Source organism: Rufibacter radiotolerans (assembly GCF_001078055.1).
Taxonomy (GTDB): Bacteria; Bacteroidota; Bacteroidia; order Cytophagales; family Hymenobacteraceae; genus Nibribacter; species Nibribacter radiotolerans.
The window spans coordinates 4068328-4084108 of the sequence record NZ_CP010777.1 but is presented as its reverse complement, the minus strand read 5'-3'; the positions used below and the strand labels follow the sequence as shown (position 1 = coordinate 4084108).

The window sequence follows — 15781 nt, the reverse complement described above, 5'->3', positions numbered from 1 at the left end:
CACCGCATCGGGCTTTTTGTTGCAATTAACGTCATCATGGCCCCAAAAATTGATTTCAAACGGCACGTGTTGCCGCACCTGCTGGTGCTTTTGTTTTTCCTGCTGCTGGTTGTAGCGTATTTCTCACCTATTTTCTTTGACGGCAAAAGCCTCATGCAGCATGACGTGGTGCAGTTCCAGGGCGGCGCCAAAGAAATTGCCGACTTCCGGGAGAAAACCGGCGACGAGGCCCTCTGGACCAACTCCATGTTCAGCGGTATGCCCGCCTACCTTATCAGCGTGAAGTTCTCCGGTGACCTGTTCCAGTACGTGCACTCCCTCTTTACCCTGGGTTTGCCGCTGGTAGCTTCCAATATCTTTATCACGTTGGTGTGTGCCTACATAATGTTTGTGGTGTTCGGCCTGCGGCCGATGCTGGCAGCCGTGGGGGCCATTGCCTATGCGTTTGTGTCGTATAACTTCGCTATTCTGGAGGCCGGGCACAACACCAAGTCACTGGCTATTGCCTACTTGCCGCTGGTGCTAGCCGGGCTCTGGTACGCCTACCGCAAAAACGTGTGGTTAGGGGCGGCACTGTTTGCCTTTGGTCTCACCATGCACATGCGCATGAACCACATGCAGATCACGTATTACCTGCTCTTTATCGTGCTCATCTTTGGTATTGTAGAGCTGGTGGCCTGGGCCAAGGAAGGCCGTCTGCCAGATTTCTTCAAACGCACGCTTATCCTGGCCATCGGGGCTGCCCTGGCGGCCGGCGTGAGCTTTGGACGTATCTATACCACTGCTGAGTATGGTAAGTATTCCATCAGGGGCGCTTCTGAACTGACCCAGGGTAAAGACGCCGCCCAGGTAGGGTCTGGTCTGGACCGCGAGTACGCTTTCCAGTGGAGCTACGGGGTGGGGGAGACTATGACCCTATTGGTGCCTAATTTTTACGGCGGTGCCTCTCAGGGACCAATTGAGAAAAACTCGGCTACCTATAAAGCCTTGTTGCAGGGCGGGGTGCCAGAATCGCAGCTCCAGAATTCTACCATGCCCTACTACTGGGGAGATCAGTCTTTTGTAGGCGGACCGGTGTACATGGGCGCCATTATCTGCTTCCTGTTCGTGTTGGGTCTGCTGGTAACGCCGCGCCGCCTGTGGGTGTGGCTGCTGAGCGCCACCCTGCTTTCTTTCATGTTGAGCTGGGGCAAGAACTTTGAGGCCTTCAACTACTTCATGTTTGATGTGTTCCCGGGCTACAACAAGTTCAGGGCAGTGAGTATGGCGCTGGTGATTGCCCAGGTAACCATGGTGCTGCTGGCCATTCTGGCGCTGTGCCGCGTGCTACAGAATTATCCTATTGAGAACCTGCAGAAGAAACTATTGATTGCCCTGGGCGTTACCGGCGGGCTTTGCCTGCTGTTGGTGCTGTTCAGTGGCATGTTTGACTACGTGGGCGCGGTAGATGAGCAACTGGCGCAATACCAGTACCCTATCCAGGCCATTAGAGAAGACCGGGAGTCCATGCTTCGCGGCGACGCGCTGCGGTCTCTGGTGTTTATTCTGCTGGCCGCCGGTACGCTGTACCTGTACACCAAAAACAAACTGACCTCTTTCATGGCCACCGGCGTGATGGGGCTGTTGATCCTGATAGACCTTTGGGGCGTAGACAAGCGCTACCTTAACAATGATGATTTCCAGAAAGACTATAGCAAGGCCTATTTCCAGCCTACGCCCGCCGACCTGGCCATTATGCAGGACAAGGAACTGAGTTACCGTGTGTACAATGCGCCTAACCCGTTCAATGATGCCCGCACTTCGTATTTCCACAAATCCATTGGCGGTTACCACGGGGCCAAGCTGCGCCGCTACCAAGACGTGATTGAGAACCACATTGCGCAGGGCAACGTGCAGGTGCTGAACATGCTCAACGCCAAATACGTGATTACCGGCCAGGAGAAACAGCCGGTGCAGTTGATTCCGGGCTACCTGGGCAATGCCTGGTACGTGGAGGAAGTGCGGGCGGTAAACTCTCCAGATGAGGAACTGAACGCGCTCAAAGGCATTGACGCCAAGCACGAAGCCATTGTAGATGTGTCTAAGTTCCCGAGTGTGAAGCCGCAGAATTATGACACGGTGGGTTCTATCATTAAATTAGTAGAGTATCAGCCTAATTACCTCAAATATGCGGTCAACGCGGCTAAAGATGGGGTAGTGGTGTTCTCAGAGATTTACTACAAAGACGGCTGGCAGGCGTTCCTGGACGGCAAACCTGTAGACCACTTCAGGGCCAACTACATTCTTCGGGCCATGAACATGCCGGCGGGCCAGCATGCCCTTGAGTTCAAGTTTCAGCCAAAAGAATATGCGTTGGGTAATACCGTAGCGCTGATTTCTTCCCTGCTCTTACTGGCCGGGCTGGCCGGAGCCGTGTACTACGGTTTCCGTCGGCGGGACCACGAGGCAGTATAAATTACCTAGTAGGTATACTTGCCGCCGTTTTGGGGTCGTTTTGAGAAAAACAACCCCAAAACGGCGGCAAGCTTTTTTATAAAGGCTGAAGTCTGGTTGCGGGGTAGATACTCATCTAACATCTATGCAGAAATCAACCTTCCATATCTCCCAGATGGACTGCCCCGCCGAGGAGCAGATGGTACGCATGAAACTGGAAGGGAAGCCTTCGGTGAAGCGCCTCAATTTTGACTTGCAGGCCCGTGAAGCCACCATCTGGCACCAGGGCCCCGTGGCGCCCATTGCCGGTGCCTTGGCCACATTGGGCTTGGGAGCCAGGCTACTGGAGTCTGAAGCCTCGGGAGAAACCGCTACCCAGGCAGATTCGCCTACCGGTGACCGCAAGCTGCTTTGGCTGGTGCTGGGCATCAACGCTGCTTTCTTCGTCATAGAAATGACCACCGGGCTGCTAGCCAAATCCATGGGCCTGATCGCCGATAGTCTTGATATGCTCGCTGATGCCCTGGTCTACGGCCTAAGCCTTTGGGCGGTGGGCGGAACGGTGCTGCGCAAGAAGAACATTGCCCGCCTGAGCGGCTATTTCCAGTTGGCCTTGGCCGTGCTGGGCTTTGCCGAGGTGCTGCGCCGGTTCCTGGGCGCGGAGGCCATGCCTGACTTCAGGGTGATGATTGGGGTTTCGCTTTTTGCGCTGCTGGGCAACGCCGTATCTTTGTACCTGCTTCAGAAATCCAGAAGCCGCGAGGCGCACCTGCAGGCCAGCCTTATCTTTACCTCCAATGACGTCATTGCGAATATAGGCGTGATCTTGGCCGGCGGATTGGTATATTTCACCCAATCTGCGGTGCCGGACTTGGTCATAGGCACGCTGGTGTTTCTGCTGGTGGCCCGGGGTGCGTTCAGGATTCTGCGCCTGGCCAAATAACTCTTTTCGTAGCTTTGCCTCATGCCTGTTCCTGTCCAGCCCATCCATTCGTCTTTGCTCACTGAGAAAGGAGTTTCTTTGTCTGTGCTGCGCGAGGATTTGATCCACCCTACCATTCCGGGCAATAAGTGGCGCAAGCTGAAATACAACCTGCAGGCTGCCCGGGAGCAGGAGGCCCAGACCCTGGTCACGTTTGGCGGCGCTTTCTCCAACCACATTGCCGCGGTCGCCGTCGCCGGGCAAGAGCACGGGTTTGCCACGCTGGGCTACATCAGGGGTGAGGAAACGCTGCCCCTCAACCCTACGCTGCAATACGCTACCAATTGCGGCATGAACCTGCGTTACCTCAACCGCTCTGATTACCGCCTGCGGCCCGACCTCCAGTTTCAGGCTGAAATGGCAAAAACGGCCCCAAAACCCTACCTCTTACCAGAGGGCGGTACCAATCTGCTGGCTGTGAAAGGCTGCACTGAGATAGTCATGGAGGTAGACGGTCCTTGGGATGTTCTCTGCGTAGCTGCCGGCACCGGGGGCACCCTGGCCGGAATGATTGCCGGTGCCCAGGGCCAGGGGCGCATTCTTGGCTTCCCGGCGTTAAAGGGAGGCGAGTTCCTGCAACAAGAGGTAACGGACTTGGTGCAGGCCTATTCCGGGCTGGCCTTCCAGAACTGGGAACTGCAGACGGCCTACCACTTCGGCGGCTACGCCAAACACACCCCAGCGCTGCTCACCTTTATTCAGGATTTCTATTCCCGGCACGGCATTCTCCTGGACCCGGTTTACACGGGCAAGATGCTGTTTGGCGTGTTTGATTTGATCAGGCAAGATTATTTCCCGGAAGGGACGAACATAGTGGCGGTGCATACGGGCGGTCAGCAAGGCTGGAAAGGGTACGCGCAGCGGTATGGGCTGGAGTGGCCTACCCAGGCGGAATGGTCTGCCCAAGGATAAACTGTTTCAAGCCTCTTTTCCTGAAAACAGCGCCAAAACGGCCGAGGCAACTTTCGGTGCGGTTTTCGCATATAGATACTTGCACCTATCTTCTGGCCATGCGTCTACTCTATATTTTCCGTAAGCTTATCCCGTTGCTGTTGTTTTTTGCCGTGGCGGTGGTGGTCTGGAAGTTCTTCCTGGCGCCGTTCCGTGATTTTTTCAGGGGCGACAAAGAGCCGTCGGTGGAGGTGATGCACAATACCATCTTGACCAAGGTAGAGGATATGGGCAAGCTGGAACTGGTGCGCTTCAATTTCAAAGACGTAGTGGAGTACAAAAAGGAAGTCTCTACGTTTCTGCCAGACTCCAAAATAGCCCTGATTGTGGGCGGGGAGGCCGTAGGCTGCATTGACCTGAGAAAGTTAGAGGCCAGCGACCTGCAATTCATTGGCGACTCGGTCCTGCACGTGAGCCTGCCGGCTCCCGAAATCTGTTATTACCGCATTGACCACACGCAATCCAAGGTCTTCGGGAAGGAGAATACCTATTTCCAGGATGCAGACCTGGTGGATGAAGGCTACAAATACGCCGAGGCCAACGTGAAAAAGGCGGCTATCAGTAGCGGCATTCTGAAGCAGACGTCTATCAACGCTGAGAAAATCCTGAAGCCCATGCTGGAGAACATGACCGGCCGCAAAGTCTACCTCATGCCCCGCGAGACCATGGCTGCCCCGCCGGTGCCTAAAAAGCGGTAAGGTAATGTGCTAATTTCTTAATGTGCTGATGTGCTATTTAAAAAAGGTGCAGAGGTAGGAATTTAGATTGAGGCTGACGCCTCATTGAAGTTGAAAACTTGAACCAGCTGTAGTGGCGACTCCCCGTTTTGGCAGTGTACGAAAGGCGAGATTAAAAATCATTAGAAGTAGGGGCAATCCCCTTTGGTTGCCCTAATGCGGTGGAAATGGTAAAGGGCAACCACAAGGGATTGCCCCTACTTCTCCTCAATATTTCCAGATCTGCATATCCCAAATTAGAAAAATAGCACACTAAGAAATTAGCACATTACCCTAGCCCCAACTCCTTCCACGCATCCTGGATCAGGTCTAGTTCATAGCCTTTGCTTTGCAGGAAATACTGTATTTTCTGGCGGCGGGCCATGGGATTGCGTTCCCCTTCGGTGGCATTCTTCTTTTCCAGGAGGTGCAGCAGGTTAGTCCAGTACACGTCTGGGTCAATTTCCTGGAGGCCTTTCCTGACGCAGAAGTCAGAGATGCCTTTGGCTTTGAGGCCCTGCTGTATTTTGCGGCGGCCCCAGCGTTTGAGGCCGTACTTGCCCCGCACGAACGACTGGGCGTAGCGTTCCTCGTCCAGAAGCTTTTCATGGGTCAGGTAAATCACCAGCTCATCGGCGTCGTCCAGGTCCAGGCCGTAATCCAGCAGTTTGGCGCGCACCTCGTTCTGGGTGCGTTCCTGGTAAGCGCAGTAGGCGGCAATCTTGGGCAGCGCCTCTTTCTTGGTATAGACTTTATTTTTCTTCGGCTGAAACACAGGTGCGCATTTAAAGTAGAACACGAAGCAACAGACGCAAAACGCTGGGTCTGGTACATTCCAAAGATGACGGTTAGCAAGCTTTTTCTTCCTCAGGAAGAACCTTAAACCAATCCCTTCTCTATCCCAACATTCTGGGTCTTAGGCTTTGCATCCTTGGTCTATAGAATAACCAAAAGTAGGCAAAAACAGTTTGCATGTTAGCGCTGGAAAACCAGAGTTTTTTCGGTTCCTAACCTATTATGCCCGACCTTTGCAGCCACATATTTTTACCGCTTACCATTATGACCAAAGGAGTGCAGTTTATGCTGCTTTCTACGTTCTTTTTTGCCTTCATGAACGTATGCGTGAAGTTTCTGTCGCATTTGCCGCCTATGGAAGTGGTGCTGTTCCGGTCTATGATCTCTTTGGTGCTCAGTTACGCCATGATCAGGCGGGCCAATATCTCGCCGTGGGGTAACCGGAAGAGCATTTTGATTACGCGCGGGTTGGCCGGCGGCTTCTCGCTGCTCATGTTCTATACCACGCTCCAGAATATTCCGCTGGCGGGGGCGGTCACCATTCAATACCTGGCGCCCATTTTCACGGCCTTGCTGGGGGTGTTCATTGCCAAGGAGAAAGTGACGCCGTGGCAGTGGGTGTTTTTCTTGGTGTCGTTTGCCGGGGTGCTGGTGATTGAAGGGGTAGACACGCGCATTTCATGGTATTACCTGCTCATTGGCATTGGCAGCGCATTCCTGTCGGGGGTGGCGTATAACTCGGTGCGTAAATTAAGCGAGACAGACCACCCGCTGGTGATCGTGTTTTACTTCCCACTGGTGTCCTTGCCACTGGCAGCTATCTTTTGCCTGTTTGACTGGGTACCCCTGCGGGGCGATGACTGGATATGGTTGGGTTTGACGGGGATTCTGACCCAGTTGGGGCAGTATTTCATGACCCGTTCTTATCAGATCGAGAAGCTGGCGCGGGTGGCTAACCTCAACTATATTGGCATTCTCTACGCGCTGGGGCTGGGGTTTGTGTTCTTTGGCGAGACCTTCCATTTCTATTCTTACCTGGGCATTGCGCTGGTCTTACTGGGGGTATTGCTCAACATGCAGTACAGCAGAAAGCTTCGGAAACAGGAGGCCGCCCTGGCCACCAAGTAAGCGTTTTGGGCCTGTTTTTAAGAAAACAGGCCCAAAACGCCCGCTGGCTTTGTTTCATAGGGCATCTTCTTTTTACCTTTAAGGGGAAGAAACAGGCCTCTCTTCCCTCAGAGGCAGGGCTGTTTAGAATATTGCGTTTTCTCTATAAAGGCCTATACCCAACCCGAAGGATCTTTCGTTATGCTGTCAAACCCTTCGTTCATGCCTTTTCCGTTTCTCTTTTCTTTTGCTTCAAGGCCAATACTGATGTCTCTGCTTTGCCTCCTTTGTCTCTTGGGCGGCACGGCCCAGGCGGGCATTGTGAAAGGCAAAGTCACCGATGAAAAAGGGGAGGGCCTAGCCTTCGCGACGGTGTATTTGCTGGGTTCTACCGTGGGCTCTACCACCAATGAGCAGGGGAATTACCAGTTCAACGTAGACCCCGGCAAGCACACCGTGGTGTTCCAGTACGTGGGCTATAAAAGCCAGTCTAAGACCATTGAGATACTTGACGAAGAGAAGCCTACGCCCCTGGTGCTGAACGTGCAGCTCCTTCCCGAGGTCTATAACCTCAACGAGGTGCGGGTAAGCCTCAGCGGCAAAGACCCGGCCTACGGCATCATGCAGCAGGCCATCGCCAAGCGCGAATACCACCTCAAAGAGGTGCAGGCCTACACGGCCCAGGTCTACGTGAAAGGACTGCAACGGCTCTTGAACATGCCTAAACGGATCATGGGCATCATTAAAGTGCCGGCGGGCCTCAAGCCGGGTATTCTGTATCTGTCAGAGTCGGTGTCTGAACTGAACTTCATGCAGCCCAACAAGTACCGCGAACGCATGATTTCCTCTAAGGTGAGTGGCAACAGTCGGGCCTTCAGCTTTAACCAGGCCTCTGAATTCAACGTGAACTTCTACCAGAACCTGGTCAAGGCCAAGGGCGTGAACGAGCGTGGGTTTGTTTCGCCGCTGGCCAGCAACGCCATGTTCTTCTACAAGTATGAGCTCATGGGTAGCAACCAGAACAACGGACACCTCATTCACCGCATAAAAGTCACGCCCAAACGCAAGAATGACCCCGCCGTGACCGGTTACCTCTACATTGTAGATGGTTCCTGGCGCCTGCAAAGCCTGAACCTGTACGTGACCAAAGACCAACAGATTGAGTTTGTAGACACCCTGCGCATTACCCAGCAGTTCACGCCTGCGGCCGGAAACGTATGGGTGCTGCAGTCCCAGAAATTCACGTTTGACGTAGAGGGTTACGGCTTTAAAGGCAATGGGTATTTCATGGCCGTGTACAGCAAGTACCGCGTAAAACCCGCCTCTTTTGTGAAGCAGGAACCGGCCCCCGCCCCAACAACGCCGGCTCCTCAGGCTCCGGTAGTTTCTCCGCCGGTGGCTGTGACTCCGCCTGCCGTGAAACTCAGCAGGAAAGAGCGCAAGGCCCAGCAGAAATCCGCTCCCGCCGATGGGGTCCCAGATGCCGATTTCTTCAAGAAAAAGGAGGTGCTGCTCATTGAGAAAGAAGCCAATACCCAGGACAGTTCCTACTGGGCCGAGGTGCGCCCGGTGCCTTTAACCGAGGAAGAAGTGGTGGATTACCATGAGAAAGACAGCCTGCAGGTCATCAAAGACTCCAAGCCCTACAAAGACTCCATAGACAAAAAGAACAACCAGCTGGGCGTGTCTAACCTGCTGCTCACCGGCTACTCTTACCAGAACTCCTTTGAGCGCACCACTTTCAGCCTGGACCCCATAACCCGTATCTGGCAGTACAACACGGTAGAGGGGCTAGTGGCCAACCTGCGCATTAGCTACACCAAACGTTTTGAAGACCGCCGCAGCTACACCATCACGCCTACGTTGCGCTACGGGTTCAGCAATGAAAAGCCGCAGGCCAAACTGTCGGCCTCCTACAACTATGACATGGTACGCCGCCGCTCCGCCGGCTTTGAGGGAGGTAGGTTTGTAAGCCAGTTCAATGCCAACGAGCCCATCACCCCGTTCATCAACACGGTATACACGCTGCTGGTGGAAGAGAATTACATGAAGCTCTACCAGAAAACCTTTCTGCGCGGCTGGCACCGGCGGGAACTGGTGAACGGCCTGGCCGCCATGTTTGAGATGGAGTACGCCCAGCGCGACATGCTTCAGAATACCGCAGACTACGTGGTTCGGGACCGAGCTACTAAAACCTTCACCCCCAATGATCCCTTTAACGCCGAAGTGGGCAGTACCGCTTTCCCGCGGCATCAGGCGCTCACGGCCACCATTGGTCTGGCTTTCCGGCCCGGGGCCGAATACATTTCCCACCCAGACCGTAAAATCAACCTGGGTTCTGAGTGGCCCACCTTCACCCTGGTGTATAAAAAAGGTATCTCTGGGCTTTTGGGCAGCGATGTGGACTATGATTTCCTGACCGTAGGAGTAGAGGACGAACTGGCGCTGGGGCTGCTGGGAACCAGTAACTATACCATCAACGTGGGCTCGTTCCTGCGCAAAAAGGAACTGTATTTCATGGATTTTCGGCATTTCTCCGGCAACCGCACCATTCTGTCCGGCGACTTCAGCGGGTTCCAGTTACTTGACTATTACCGCTACAGCACCCAGAAAACCTTCTTTGAGGGCCACTACAGCCACCATTTCAACGGCTTTATTTTGAACAAGCTGCCGCTGGTGCGCAAACTAAAATGGCAGGAAGTGGGCAGCGTGAATTACCTCCATACCCAAGCCTCGGGGCATTACCTGGAGGTGGGCGTAGGGCTGGAGCACCTGTTCAAAATCTTCAGGGTAGACTTTGTGACCGGTTTCCAGGAGCGCGAGAAAGTAAGCTCCGGCATTCGGGTAGGTTTCGGGTTTTAGGGCGTAAGTGCTTCCTGTATTTAGAAAGAGCCACCGGTTTTTATAATTCTGCAACACATGCTTCAGTTAAAGAACATCCATCACATAGCGGTCATCTGTTCCAATTACGCCGTCTCCAAGGCTTTTTACACCCAGGTGCTGGGCCTCACGGTGCTCCAGGAAATCTACCGTCCGGAGAGAGACTCCTACAAACTGGACCTGGCCCTGAACGGCGTGTACGTATTAGAGTTGTTCTCTTTCCCCGAGGTCCCCGCCCGCCTTTCCTTCCCTGAGGCCGCCGGCCTGCGTCACCTGGCCTTTGCGGTGAAAGACGTAGAAGCCGCTCGGCAAGACCTAATCCATGCGGGAGTGCCTGTGCAGGAAATCAGAACCGACGAACACACCAACCAACGCTTCTGCTTCTTCTCTGACCCGGACGGTTTGCCGTTGGAATTGTATGAGCTGTAGATAGCGTGTTTTGAGGGTGTTTTAGAGAAAACGGGCTGGAAACGGAATTGCTCTGCAGGAGTGCGTCGTCCCCCTACCCCCTTCAAAGGGGGACGGAATACGTGCTCTCCTGTGTAAACACCCCTCTGCGCTCCCCTCAAGGGGAGAGTCTGCGCTTAATGAGCGGAGCAGTGTTTTGAGCCTGTTTTTCGAAAAACGTGCTTAGAACGCCTTCCGGACAAATACCTCCTTCCCACGCCTTCCCTGTTTCCAGTCTTTACTCTGAGCGCCTCGCTTGTGGCCCTGTGATAACTCTAGCTAAGAGAAGAAGGCAAAGCGGCCGCAAGGGCAGTGCGAGGGGGAAAGACGAGGCCTCGCGGCAGTGAGCGCTCGGAGGGAAACCATGAAACAACCAAGCATAAGGACTCAGGCAAAAGCGGCCATCACGCTAGCTAAAGCAGGAAAACATACTGCCTTAACGCGAAAGCAACCTACAACGCCCTCACCTCTATCTTCGCTGTTTTCTCCGCCGGAGAAGTATTGGCGGTATTAGGATAGGGTTGCACCTCAGACAAAATCAACTGGTATTGCCGCGGACCCATGGAAACCAGAACGGTATCGGCAGAGCGCATGCCCCGGTTGTCGGGGGCGGGGAGGGCGTCGCCCAGGTACAGGGTTTTGGTGGCTTCGTTGCCACGGGTGTCCTGTAATTGCAGGTACGTGATAGCTGAGCCTTGCCGAATGCACATCGCATTCATGGGGCAGCGGCTGTCCTCTACTTTCTGCAGCTTCACCACCAGGTTGCCCACCGTTACCGGTTTCTCCAGGGCCAGGGTAAACGGCGCCGAGAACTGAGGCGTCTGCTCAGAAGACAGGTTTTCGGTGTGGGCGCAGCCCATGAGCACAAGGCTGGCGAAGACAAGAACGGGAAGAGATTTCATAGACATACACATAAATTCTTACAGGTAAGAGTCAAAAACGAAGCCAAAGGCTGCACCGGCTTTTACTTAAATAGAAGCTTCTGCCTCTTTTTTCTTGCCAATGGGCAGGTTGTACAAAATCACCGACAGGAAGATCACAAAATACGCTACAATCTTCTGCTGGCTGGCCACCTCGCCAAAGTACAGGAACGCCATGGTGAAATTAATGATGGGGTTCAGGTACATGAGCACGCCCACCGTGGCAGATTTCAGTTCCTTGAGCGCATACAGGTTCAGAAATAACGGAAGCACCGTGAACACCCAGCTCAAGAGCACAATCTGTCCGGCAAAATGAACCGTGATTGGCTGCGCCGAATCGCCCACGAACCATGGGTAACTAGGCCCGATGAACAGGAACGCCAGCAGCAGTTGCAACGTGAGCAGCACAATCTTGTCATAGTCTTTCATGAGGCGCTGCGTGATCAAATAGAACGCGTAAGAAGCGGCAATGAGCAGACTGAACAGCAGGTTATAGAGCGAATCGGTACCCACTAACAGGCAGCTCATGAGGCTTAGGCCAATAGAAATCCATTGGTTTAGGCGCAGTTGCTCCCGCAATAAAAGATAGCCCAGAAAGGCCGTGAGAATAGGGCACAGCAGATAGGAGAAAGACCCCGTCTGGATGTCAACATGGTTCACCACGTAAATGAAGGCCAGCCAGTTGACCGTAAGCAACACGCCGCCCAGAAACGTGAACAGCACAAAACGCTTCCGCTCCTTCGGGGCCTGGCCTTTGAATAACTGCAGGGTTTCCTGCCATTGCTGCCGGCGCGTGGTCAGGGAAATGGCCAAAAGCGTGAGCACCGAGACCAGAATCCGGAAATACAGAATCTGGCTGGCCGGAAAGTCGGTGAGGGCTTTGAGCGGGAAGGGGATAAAGCCCCATATTAAAAAGGCACTGATGGCCGCGCCGTGGTAACGATTCAACTTCACAACAAAAATATTTTCTGAGCCGCAAAGGTAACCCTTGCCCGCCCCACTGCCTAATCTGCGTTGATTTGTCCTTGAAAAGCAGCATGCGGTTACTAAGAAAGAACGCTTCTGGCAAGAGTGGGGCGTTTTGAAGCTGTTTTTGGGGAAACAGGCCGAAAACAGGAAAACTCTGGTTATGCGGCACCCGAAGCCGGGAAGGTGCAGGGTATAGGCATCTCTCGTATATTTGACTACTACTTGTAAGAGCCTATGTTTACCTTCAAAGAGATAGCCCACGTCATGGGCGGCACCCTGGCCCAGTGGAAAGCCAACTATCCGGTCCAGCACTTGGTCACCGACAGCCGCAAACTGGTCAACGCCGCCTCATCGGTGTTCTTCGCTATTAGGGGCGAGTTCCATGACGGGCACCAGTACCTACCCGAGCTGTATGCGCAAGGCGTGCGGCAGTTTGTGGTGGAAGACGCCGCCGGCATTATGGACCTAGCCGCTTACCCCGAAGCCAACATTCTGCTAGTTAGCAGCAGCATTGAGGCCATGCAGCGGCTGGCCGCCTACCACCGGCGCCAATTTACCTTGCCCGTTATTGGTATTACCGGCAGCAACGGCAAAACCATTGTCAAGGAATGGCTGGCCCAGCTGCTGAGCGTGTCTGAACGCGTGGTGAAAAGTCCGCGCAGCTATAACTCCCAGATTGGGGTACCGCTCTCCGTGTGGCAAATCAACGAGAGCCACACCGTGGGCGTGTTTGAAGCGGGCATTTCCCGGCCCGGGGAGATGGAGAAACTCGCCGATGTGCTGCAACCCACTCTCGGTATCTTCACCAACCTAGGCTCAGCGCATGACGAGGGCTTTGAGAACCGCAACCAGAAACTGCAGGAAAAGCTCAGGCTCTTTACCCACGTAGACAAACTCATTTACTGCGCCGACCAGGTGCCGGTGCACTACGCCATCCAGAAAGCCGGCCTGCCCGGGTTTACCTGGAGCAAGGCAGAACTTCCTTCGGCGGCCGCCGATGTGCAGGTAAAAGTGCTGGAGATGCGGCAGCGCAAAACCAAAATCCGGTTCCATTACCAGGGCCACGGCCAGGACCTGACGCTGCCCTTCTCAGACGAGGCCTCCCTGGAAAACGCCCTGCATTGCCTAGCCGCGCTGCTGTACCTAGGCGTGGCGCCCGAGCAGATGGCTTCGCGCTTTGAACGGCTCACGCCCGTGGCCATGCGCCTGGAACGCAAAGAAGCCATCAACGGCTGCTACGTCATAGATGATACCTACAACAATGACGTGGCTGGCCTTCGCATTGCTCTGGATGTGCTGGCCCACCAGGCCCGGCGCGGCCGAAAAACACTCATTCTCTCAGATTTACTGGAGGCCGGCATGGAAGAAGAGGCGCTCTACCAGCAGGTGGCGCAGGAGATTTCCGCGCGCGGCGTGGACCGCGTCATTGGCATAGGAGACATCATTACCCGCCACCAGGACCTGTTCCCCAAGGGCAGCGAGTTTTACTTGGGCACCGATTCCTTCCTGGGCCAGCTGCGCCCCGAGACGTTCCGGCAGGAAACCATTCTGGTGAAAGGCGCCCGCGTGTTCCAGTTTGAGAAGATTGTGGCCGCCCTGCAGCAGCAGGTGCACGGCACCATGCTGGAAGTGAACCTTGATGCTCTGGTGCACAACCTCAACTACTACCGCTCCCGGCTGCAGCCCCAGACCAAGATCATGGTCATGGTCAAGGCCTTCGCCTATGGCGCGGGGTCTTATGAGATTGCCAACCTGCTGCAGTTCCACCGGGTGGATTACCTGGCCGTGGCGTACACCGATGAAGGCGTAGCCCTGCGCGAGCACGGCATTACATTGCCCATCATGGTCATGAACCCCAGTGCCGACAGTTTCCTGAAGATGGAGCAATACGCCCTGGAACCCGAGATCTATTCGCCCGATCTGCTGCACCGGTTTCTGGACTATTTTCCGGAAAAGACCCCTAAAACGCCCCGCATCCATTTAAAGCTAGACACCGGCATGCACCGCCTGGGCTTTGACGCCGCTGAGTTGGAGGAGGCCCTTGCCGTGCTGGACCAGATGCCGCACGTGCGGGTGCAAAGCGTCTTCAGTCACCTGGCGGGCGCCGATGAGGCGCTTTACAATGACTTCTCCCGCGAGCAGATTGCCCAATTCACACAGATGGCTGCACGGGTGGAGAAATCCCTGGGCTACACGGTAACCAAGCATATCCTTAACTCAGCAGGTATTGTACGTTTTGGCGAGGAGGCCGCCTTTGACATGGTGCGCCTGGGCATTGGCCTGTACGGCGTTGAGTCAAGTGGCAGTGACCAGGGCAGCCTGTTAACCGTGGGACAACTCAAGACAACCGTCTCGCAAGTAAAGCAGATCAAGGCCGGAGACACCGTAGGCTACAGCCGCCGCGGCGTGGCAGACACAGACAAGCAGACCGCCACCATCGCCATTGGCTACGCCGATGGGTATGACCGCCGCTTCGGGAACGGGGTGGGTGAGGTGCTCATCCATGGCCAGCGCGCGCCTATCATTGGCAACGTGTGCATGGACATGTGCATGGTAGACGTGACCGGCCTGGACGTGCGCGCCGATGATGAAGTACTCATCTTCGGGGAAGGACTGCCGCTCACTGAACTGGCCGCCCGCATTGGCACCATCCCGTATGAACTGCTCACCAATGTGAGTACGCGGGTGAAGCGGGTGTTTTACAATGAGTAGCGTTTTGGGGCTGTTTTCAGGAAAACAGGCCTAAAACAGAAAAGCCCCGGCATTGACCGGGGCTTTTCTGTTTTAATAAAATATGAGTTCTAGTTACGGCTATTGATCTTAGACAGCAGACGTAGAATCTCAATATAAAGCCAGATCAACGTCACGGTCAGGCCGAAGGCCGAGTACCATTCCATGTACTTTGGGGCACCTACTCCAACGCCTTGCTCAATGGTATCAAAGTCCAAGATCAGGTTCATGGCGGCAATGATCACTACCAACACACTAAACGCGATACCGGCCCAGCCGCTGCTATGGATAAGCGCCATCTCCACGCCAAACAACATCAGTACCCAGGAAAGCATGTAGTAGCAGAAAATCCCGAAGGTGGCGGTGATGATGATGGATTTGAACCGCTCCGTGGCTCTGATCACGCGGGTACTGTACAGCAGCAACATGCTGCCAAAGATGGTAAGCGTCAGCAGCATGGCTTGGTTAGCTATGCCGGGGAATTTAGATTCTAGCAAACCAGAAATTCCGCCTAAAAACAAACCTTGCAGCGCGCAATACACCGGGGCAATGTAGGCAGCCAGGTGTTTCTTGAACGTGATCAGGAACGCCAGGCCCACCCCTACCAACGGAATAGCAATGAGGTAAGGCAGCGGCACTCCCATATAAAAGAATAGATCCCAGGAAAAAACCGCAAACCCTACCACAATGGCAAACAGGGCCGCCGTCTTGGCGATGGTGCCGTTCAGGGTCATGGTAGGTCCGGCGTAGGCCTCGGTATGCGCCAGTTCTGTGAAGGTCTCTTCTTTGAGGGCAGGGTTATTGGAAGTGAACAGTGACATGCTCTTTTGGTTGGTTTTACAGGAAAATTA

General features: G+C 54.5%; 12 protein-coding genes. 8 read left to right on the top strand and 4 right to left on the bottom strand.

What is annotated here, in order from left to right:
- The first annotated feature begins 36 nt into the window (after window positions 1-36).
- From TH63_RS16595 to TH63_RS16580, 4 genes are all read left to right on the top strand, one after another.
- Window positions 37-2454, top strand: coding sequence for a YfhO family protein (locus TH63_RS16595; protein WP_048921935.1), 2418 nt, complete (start codon window positions 37-39; stop codon window positions 2452-2454).
- Between the two features lie 124 nt (window positions 2455-2578).
- The gene (locus tag TH63_RS16590) at window positions 2579-3376 is read left to right on the top strand and encodes a cation transporter (protein ID WP_048921934.1); all 798 of its coding nucleotides are present in this window, start codon (window positions 2579-2581) and stop codon (window positions 3374-3376) included.
- A gap of 21 nt (window positions 3377-3397) precedes the next feature.
- Window positions 3398-4327 carry a 1-aminocyclopropane-1-carboxylate deaminase/D-cysteine desulfhydrase gene (locus TH63_RS16585; RefSeq protein WP_048921933.1) on the top strand — a complete coding sequence of 310 codons (930 nt, stop codon included), beginning with the start codon at window positions 3398-3400 and terminating at the stop codon, window positions 4325-4327.
- A gap of 98 nt (window positions 4328-4425) precedes the next feature.
- Window positions 4426-5064, top strand: a complete 639-nt coding sequence (locus tag TH63_RS16580; RefSeq protein ID WP_048921932.1) for a DUF4230 domain-containing protein — start codon at window positions 4426-4428, stop codon at window positions 5062-5064.
- Window positions 5065-5371: 307 nt separating this feature from the next.
- On the opposite strand, the gene TH63_RS16575 is transcribed toward TH63_RS16580, so the two are convergent.
- Window positions 5372-5857 (bottom strand): regulatory protein RecX, encoded by a 486-nt coding sequence (locus TH63_RS16575; RefSeq protein ID WP_048921931.1) that lies wholly within the window; start codon window positions 5855-5857, stop codon window positions 5372-5374.
- A gap of 284 nt (window positions 5858-6141) precedes the next feature.
- Between TH63_RS16575 and TH63_RS16570 the strand changes: the two genes are divergently transcribed.
- The 3 genes from TH63_RS16570 to gloA2 all read left to right on the top strand — a co-directional run bounded on the left by TH63_RS16570 (window position 6142) and on the right by gloA2 (window position 10293).
- Window positions 6142-7005: a DMT family transporter gene (locus TH63_RS16570; protein ID WP_231583494.1), complete on the top strand. Its 864-nt coding sequence runs from the start codon at window positions 6142-6144 to the stop codon at window positions 7003-7005.
- A 246-nt stretch (window positions 7006-7251) separates the two neighbouring features.
- The gene (locus TH63_RS16565; RefSeq protein ID WP_048921930.1) at window positions 7252-9846 is read left to right on the top strand and encodes a DUF5686 and carboxypeptidase regulatory-like domain-containing protein; all 2595 of its coding nucleotides are present in this window, start codon (window positions 7252-7254) and stop codon (window positions 9844-9846) included.
- A gap of 57 nt (window positions 9847-9903) precedes the next feature.
- Window positions 9904-10293 (top strand): SMU1112c/YaeR family gloxylase I-like metalloprotein, encoded by a 390-nt coding sequence (gene gloA2, locus TH63_RS16560; protein WP_048921929.1) that lies wholly within the window; start codon window positions 9904-9906, stop codon window positions 10291-10293.
- Window positions 10294-10763: 470 nt separating this feature from the next.
- Here the strand turns inward: gloA2 and TH63_RS16555 are convergent, their stop codons facing one another.
- Both TH63_RS16555 and TH63_RS16550 read right to left on the bottom strand, forming a co-directional pair.
- Window positions 10764-11213, bottom strand: coding sequence for a hypothetical protein (locus TH63_RS16555; RefSeq protein ID WP_197088578.1), 450 nt, complete (start codon window positions 11211-11213; stop codon window positions 10764-10766).
- Window positions 11214-11279: 66 nt separating this feature from the next.
- A complete protein-coding gene (locus TH63_RS16550) occupies window positions 11280-12185 on the bottom strand; it encodes an EamA family transporter (protein WP_048921927.1) in 906 nt (301 codons plus the stop codon).
- A gap of 249 nt (window positions 12186-12434) precedes the next feature.
- Between TH63_RS16550 and TH63_RS16545 the strand changes: the two genes are divergently transcribed.
- On the top strand, window positions 12435-14912 hold the full coding sequence (locus tag TH63_RS16545; RefSeq protein WP_076606515.1) for a bifunctional UDP-N-acetylmuramoyl-tripeptide:D-alanyl-D-alanine ligase/alanine racemase: 2478 nt from the start codon (window positions 12435-12437) through the stop codon (window positions 14910-14912).
- 89 nt (window positions 14913-15001) lie between these two features.
- On the opposite strand, the gene TH63_RS16540 is transcribed toward TH63_RS16545, so the two are convergent.
- The gene (locus TH63_RS16540) at window positions 15002-15751 is read right to left on the bottom strand and encodes a Bax inhibitor-1/YccA family protein (protein ID WP_048921926.1); all 750 of its coding nucleotides are present in this window, start codon (window positions 15749-15751) and stop codon (window positions 15002-15004) included.
- Window positions 15752-15781: the final 30 nt, after the last annotated feature.

Coding starts and splice junctions, on each gene's coding strand:
- TH63_RS16595 (WP_048921935.1), top strand. CDS start 37: ATGGCCCCAAAAATTGATTTCAAACGGCACGTGTTGCCGCACCTGCTG.
- TH63_RS16590 (WP_048921934.1), top strand. CDS start 2,579: ATGCAGAAATCAACCTTCCATATCTCCCAGATGGACTGCCCCGCCGAG.
- TH63_RS16585 (WP_048921933.1), top strand. CDS start 3,398: ATGCCTGTTCCTGTCCAGCCCATCCATTCGTCTTTGCTCACTGAGAAA.
- TH63_RS16580 (WP_048921932.1), top strand. CDS start 4,426: ATGCGTCTACTCTATATTTTCCGTAAGCTTATCCCGTTGCTGTTGTTT.
- TH63_RS16570 (WP_231583494.1), top strand. CDS start 6,142: ATGACCAAAGGAGTGCAGTTTATGCTGCTTTCTACGTTCTTTTTTGCC.
- TH63_RS16565 (WP_048921930.1), top strand. CDS start 7,252: ATGTCTCTGCTTTGCCTCCTTTGTCTCTTGGGCGGCACGGCCCAGGCG.
- gloA2 (WP_048921929.1), top strand. CDS start 9,904: ATGCTTCAGTTAAAGAACATCCATCACATAGCGGTCATCTGTTCCAAT.
- TH63_RS16555 (WP_197088578.1), bottom strand. CDS start 11,213: ATGAAATCTCTTCCCGTTCTTGTCTTCGCCAGCCTTGTGCTCATGGGC.
- TH63_RS16545 (WP_076606515.1), top strand. CDS start 12,435: ATGTTTACCTTCAAAGAGATAGCCCACGTCATGGGCGGCACCCTGGCC.
- TH63_RS16540 (WP_048921926.1), bottom strand. CDS start 15,751: ATGTCACTGTTCACTTCCAATAACCCTGCCCTCAAAGAAGAGACCTTC.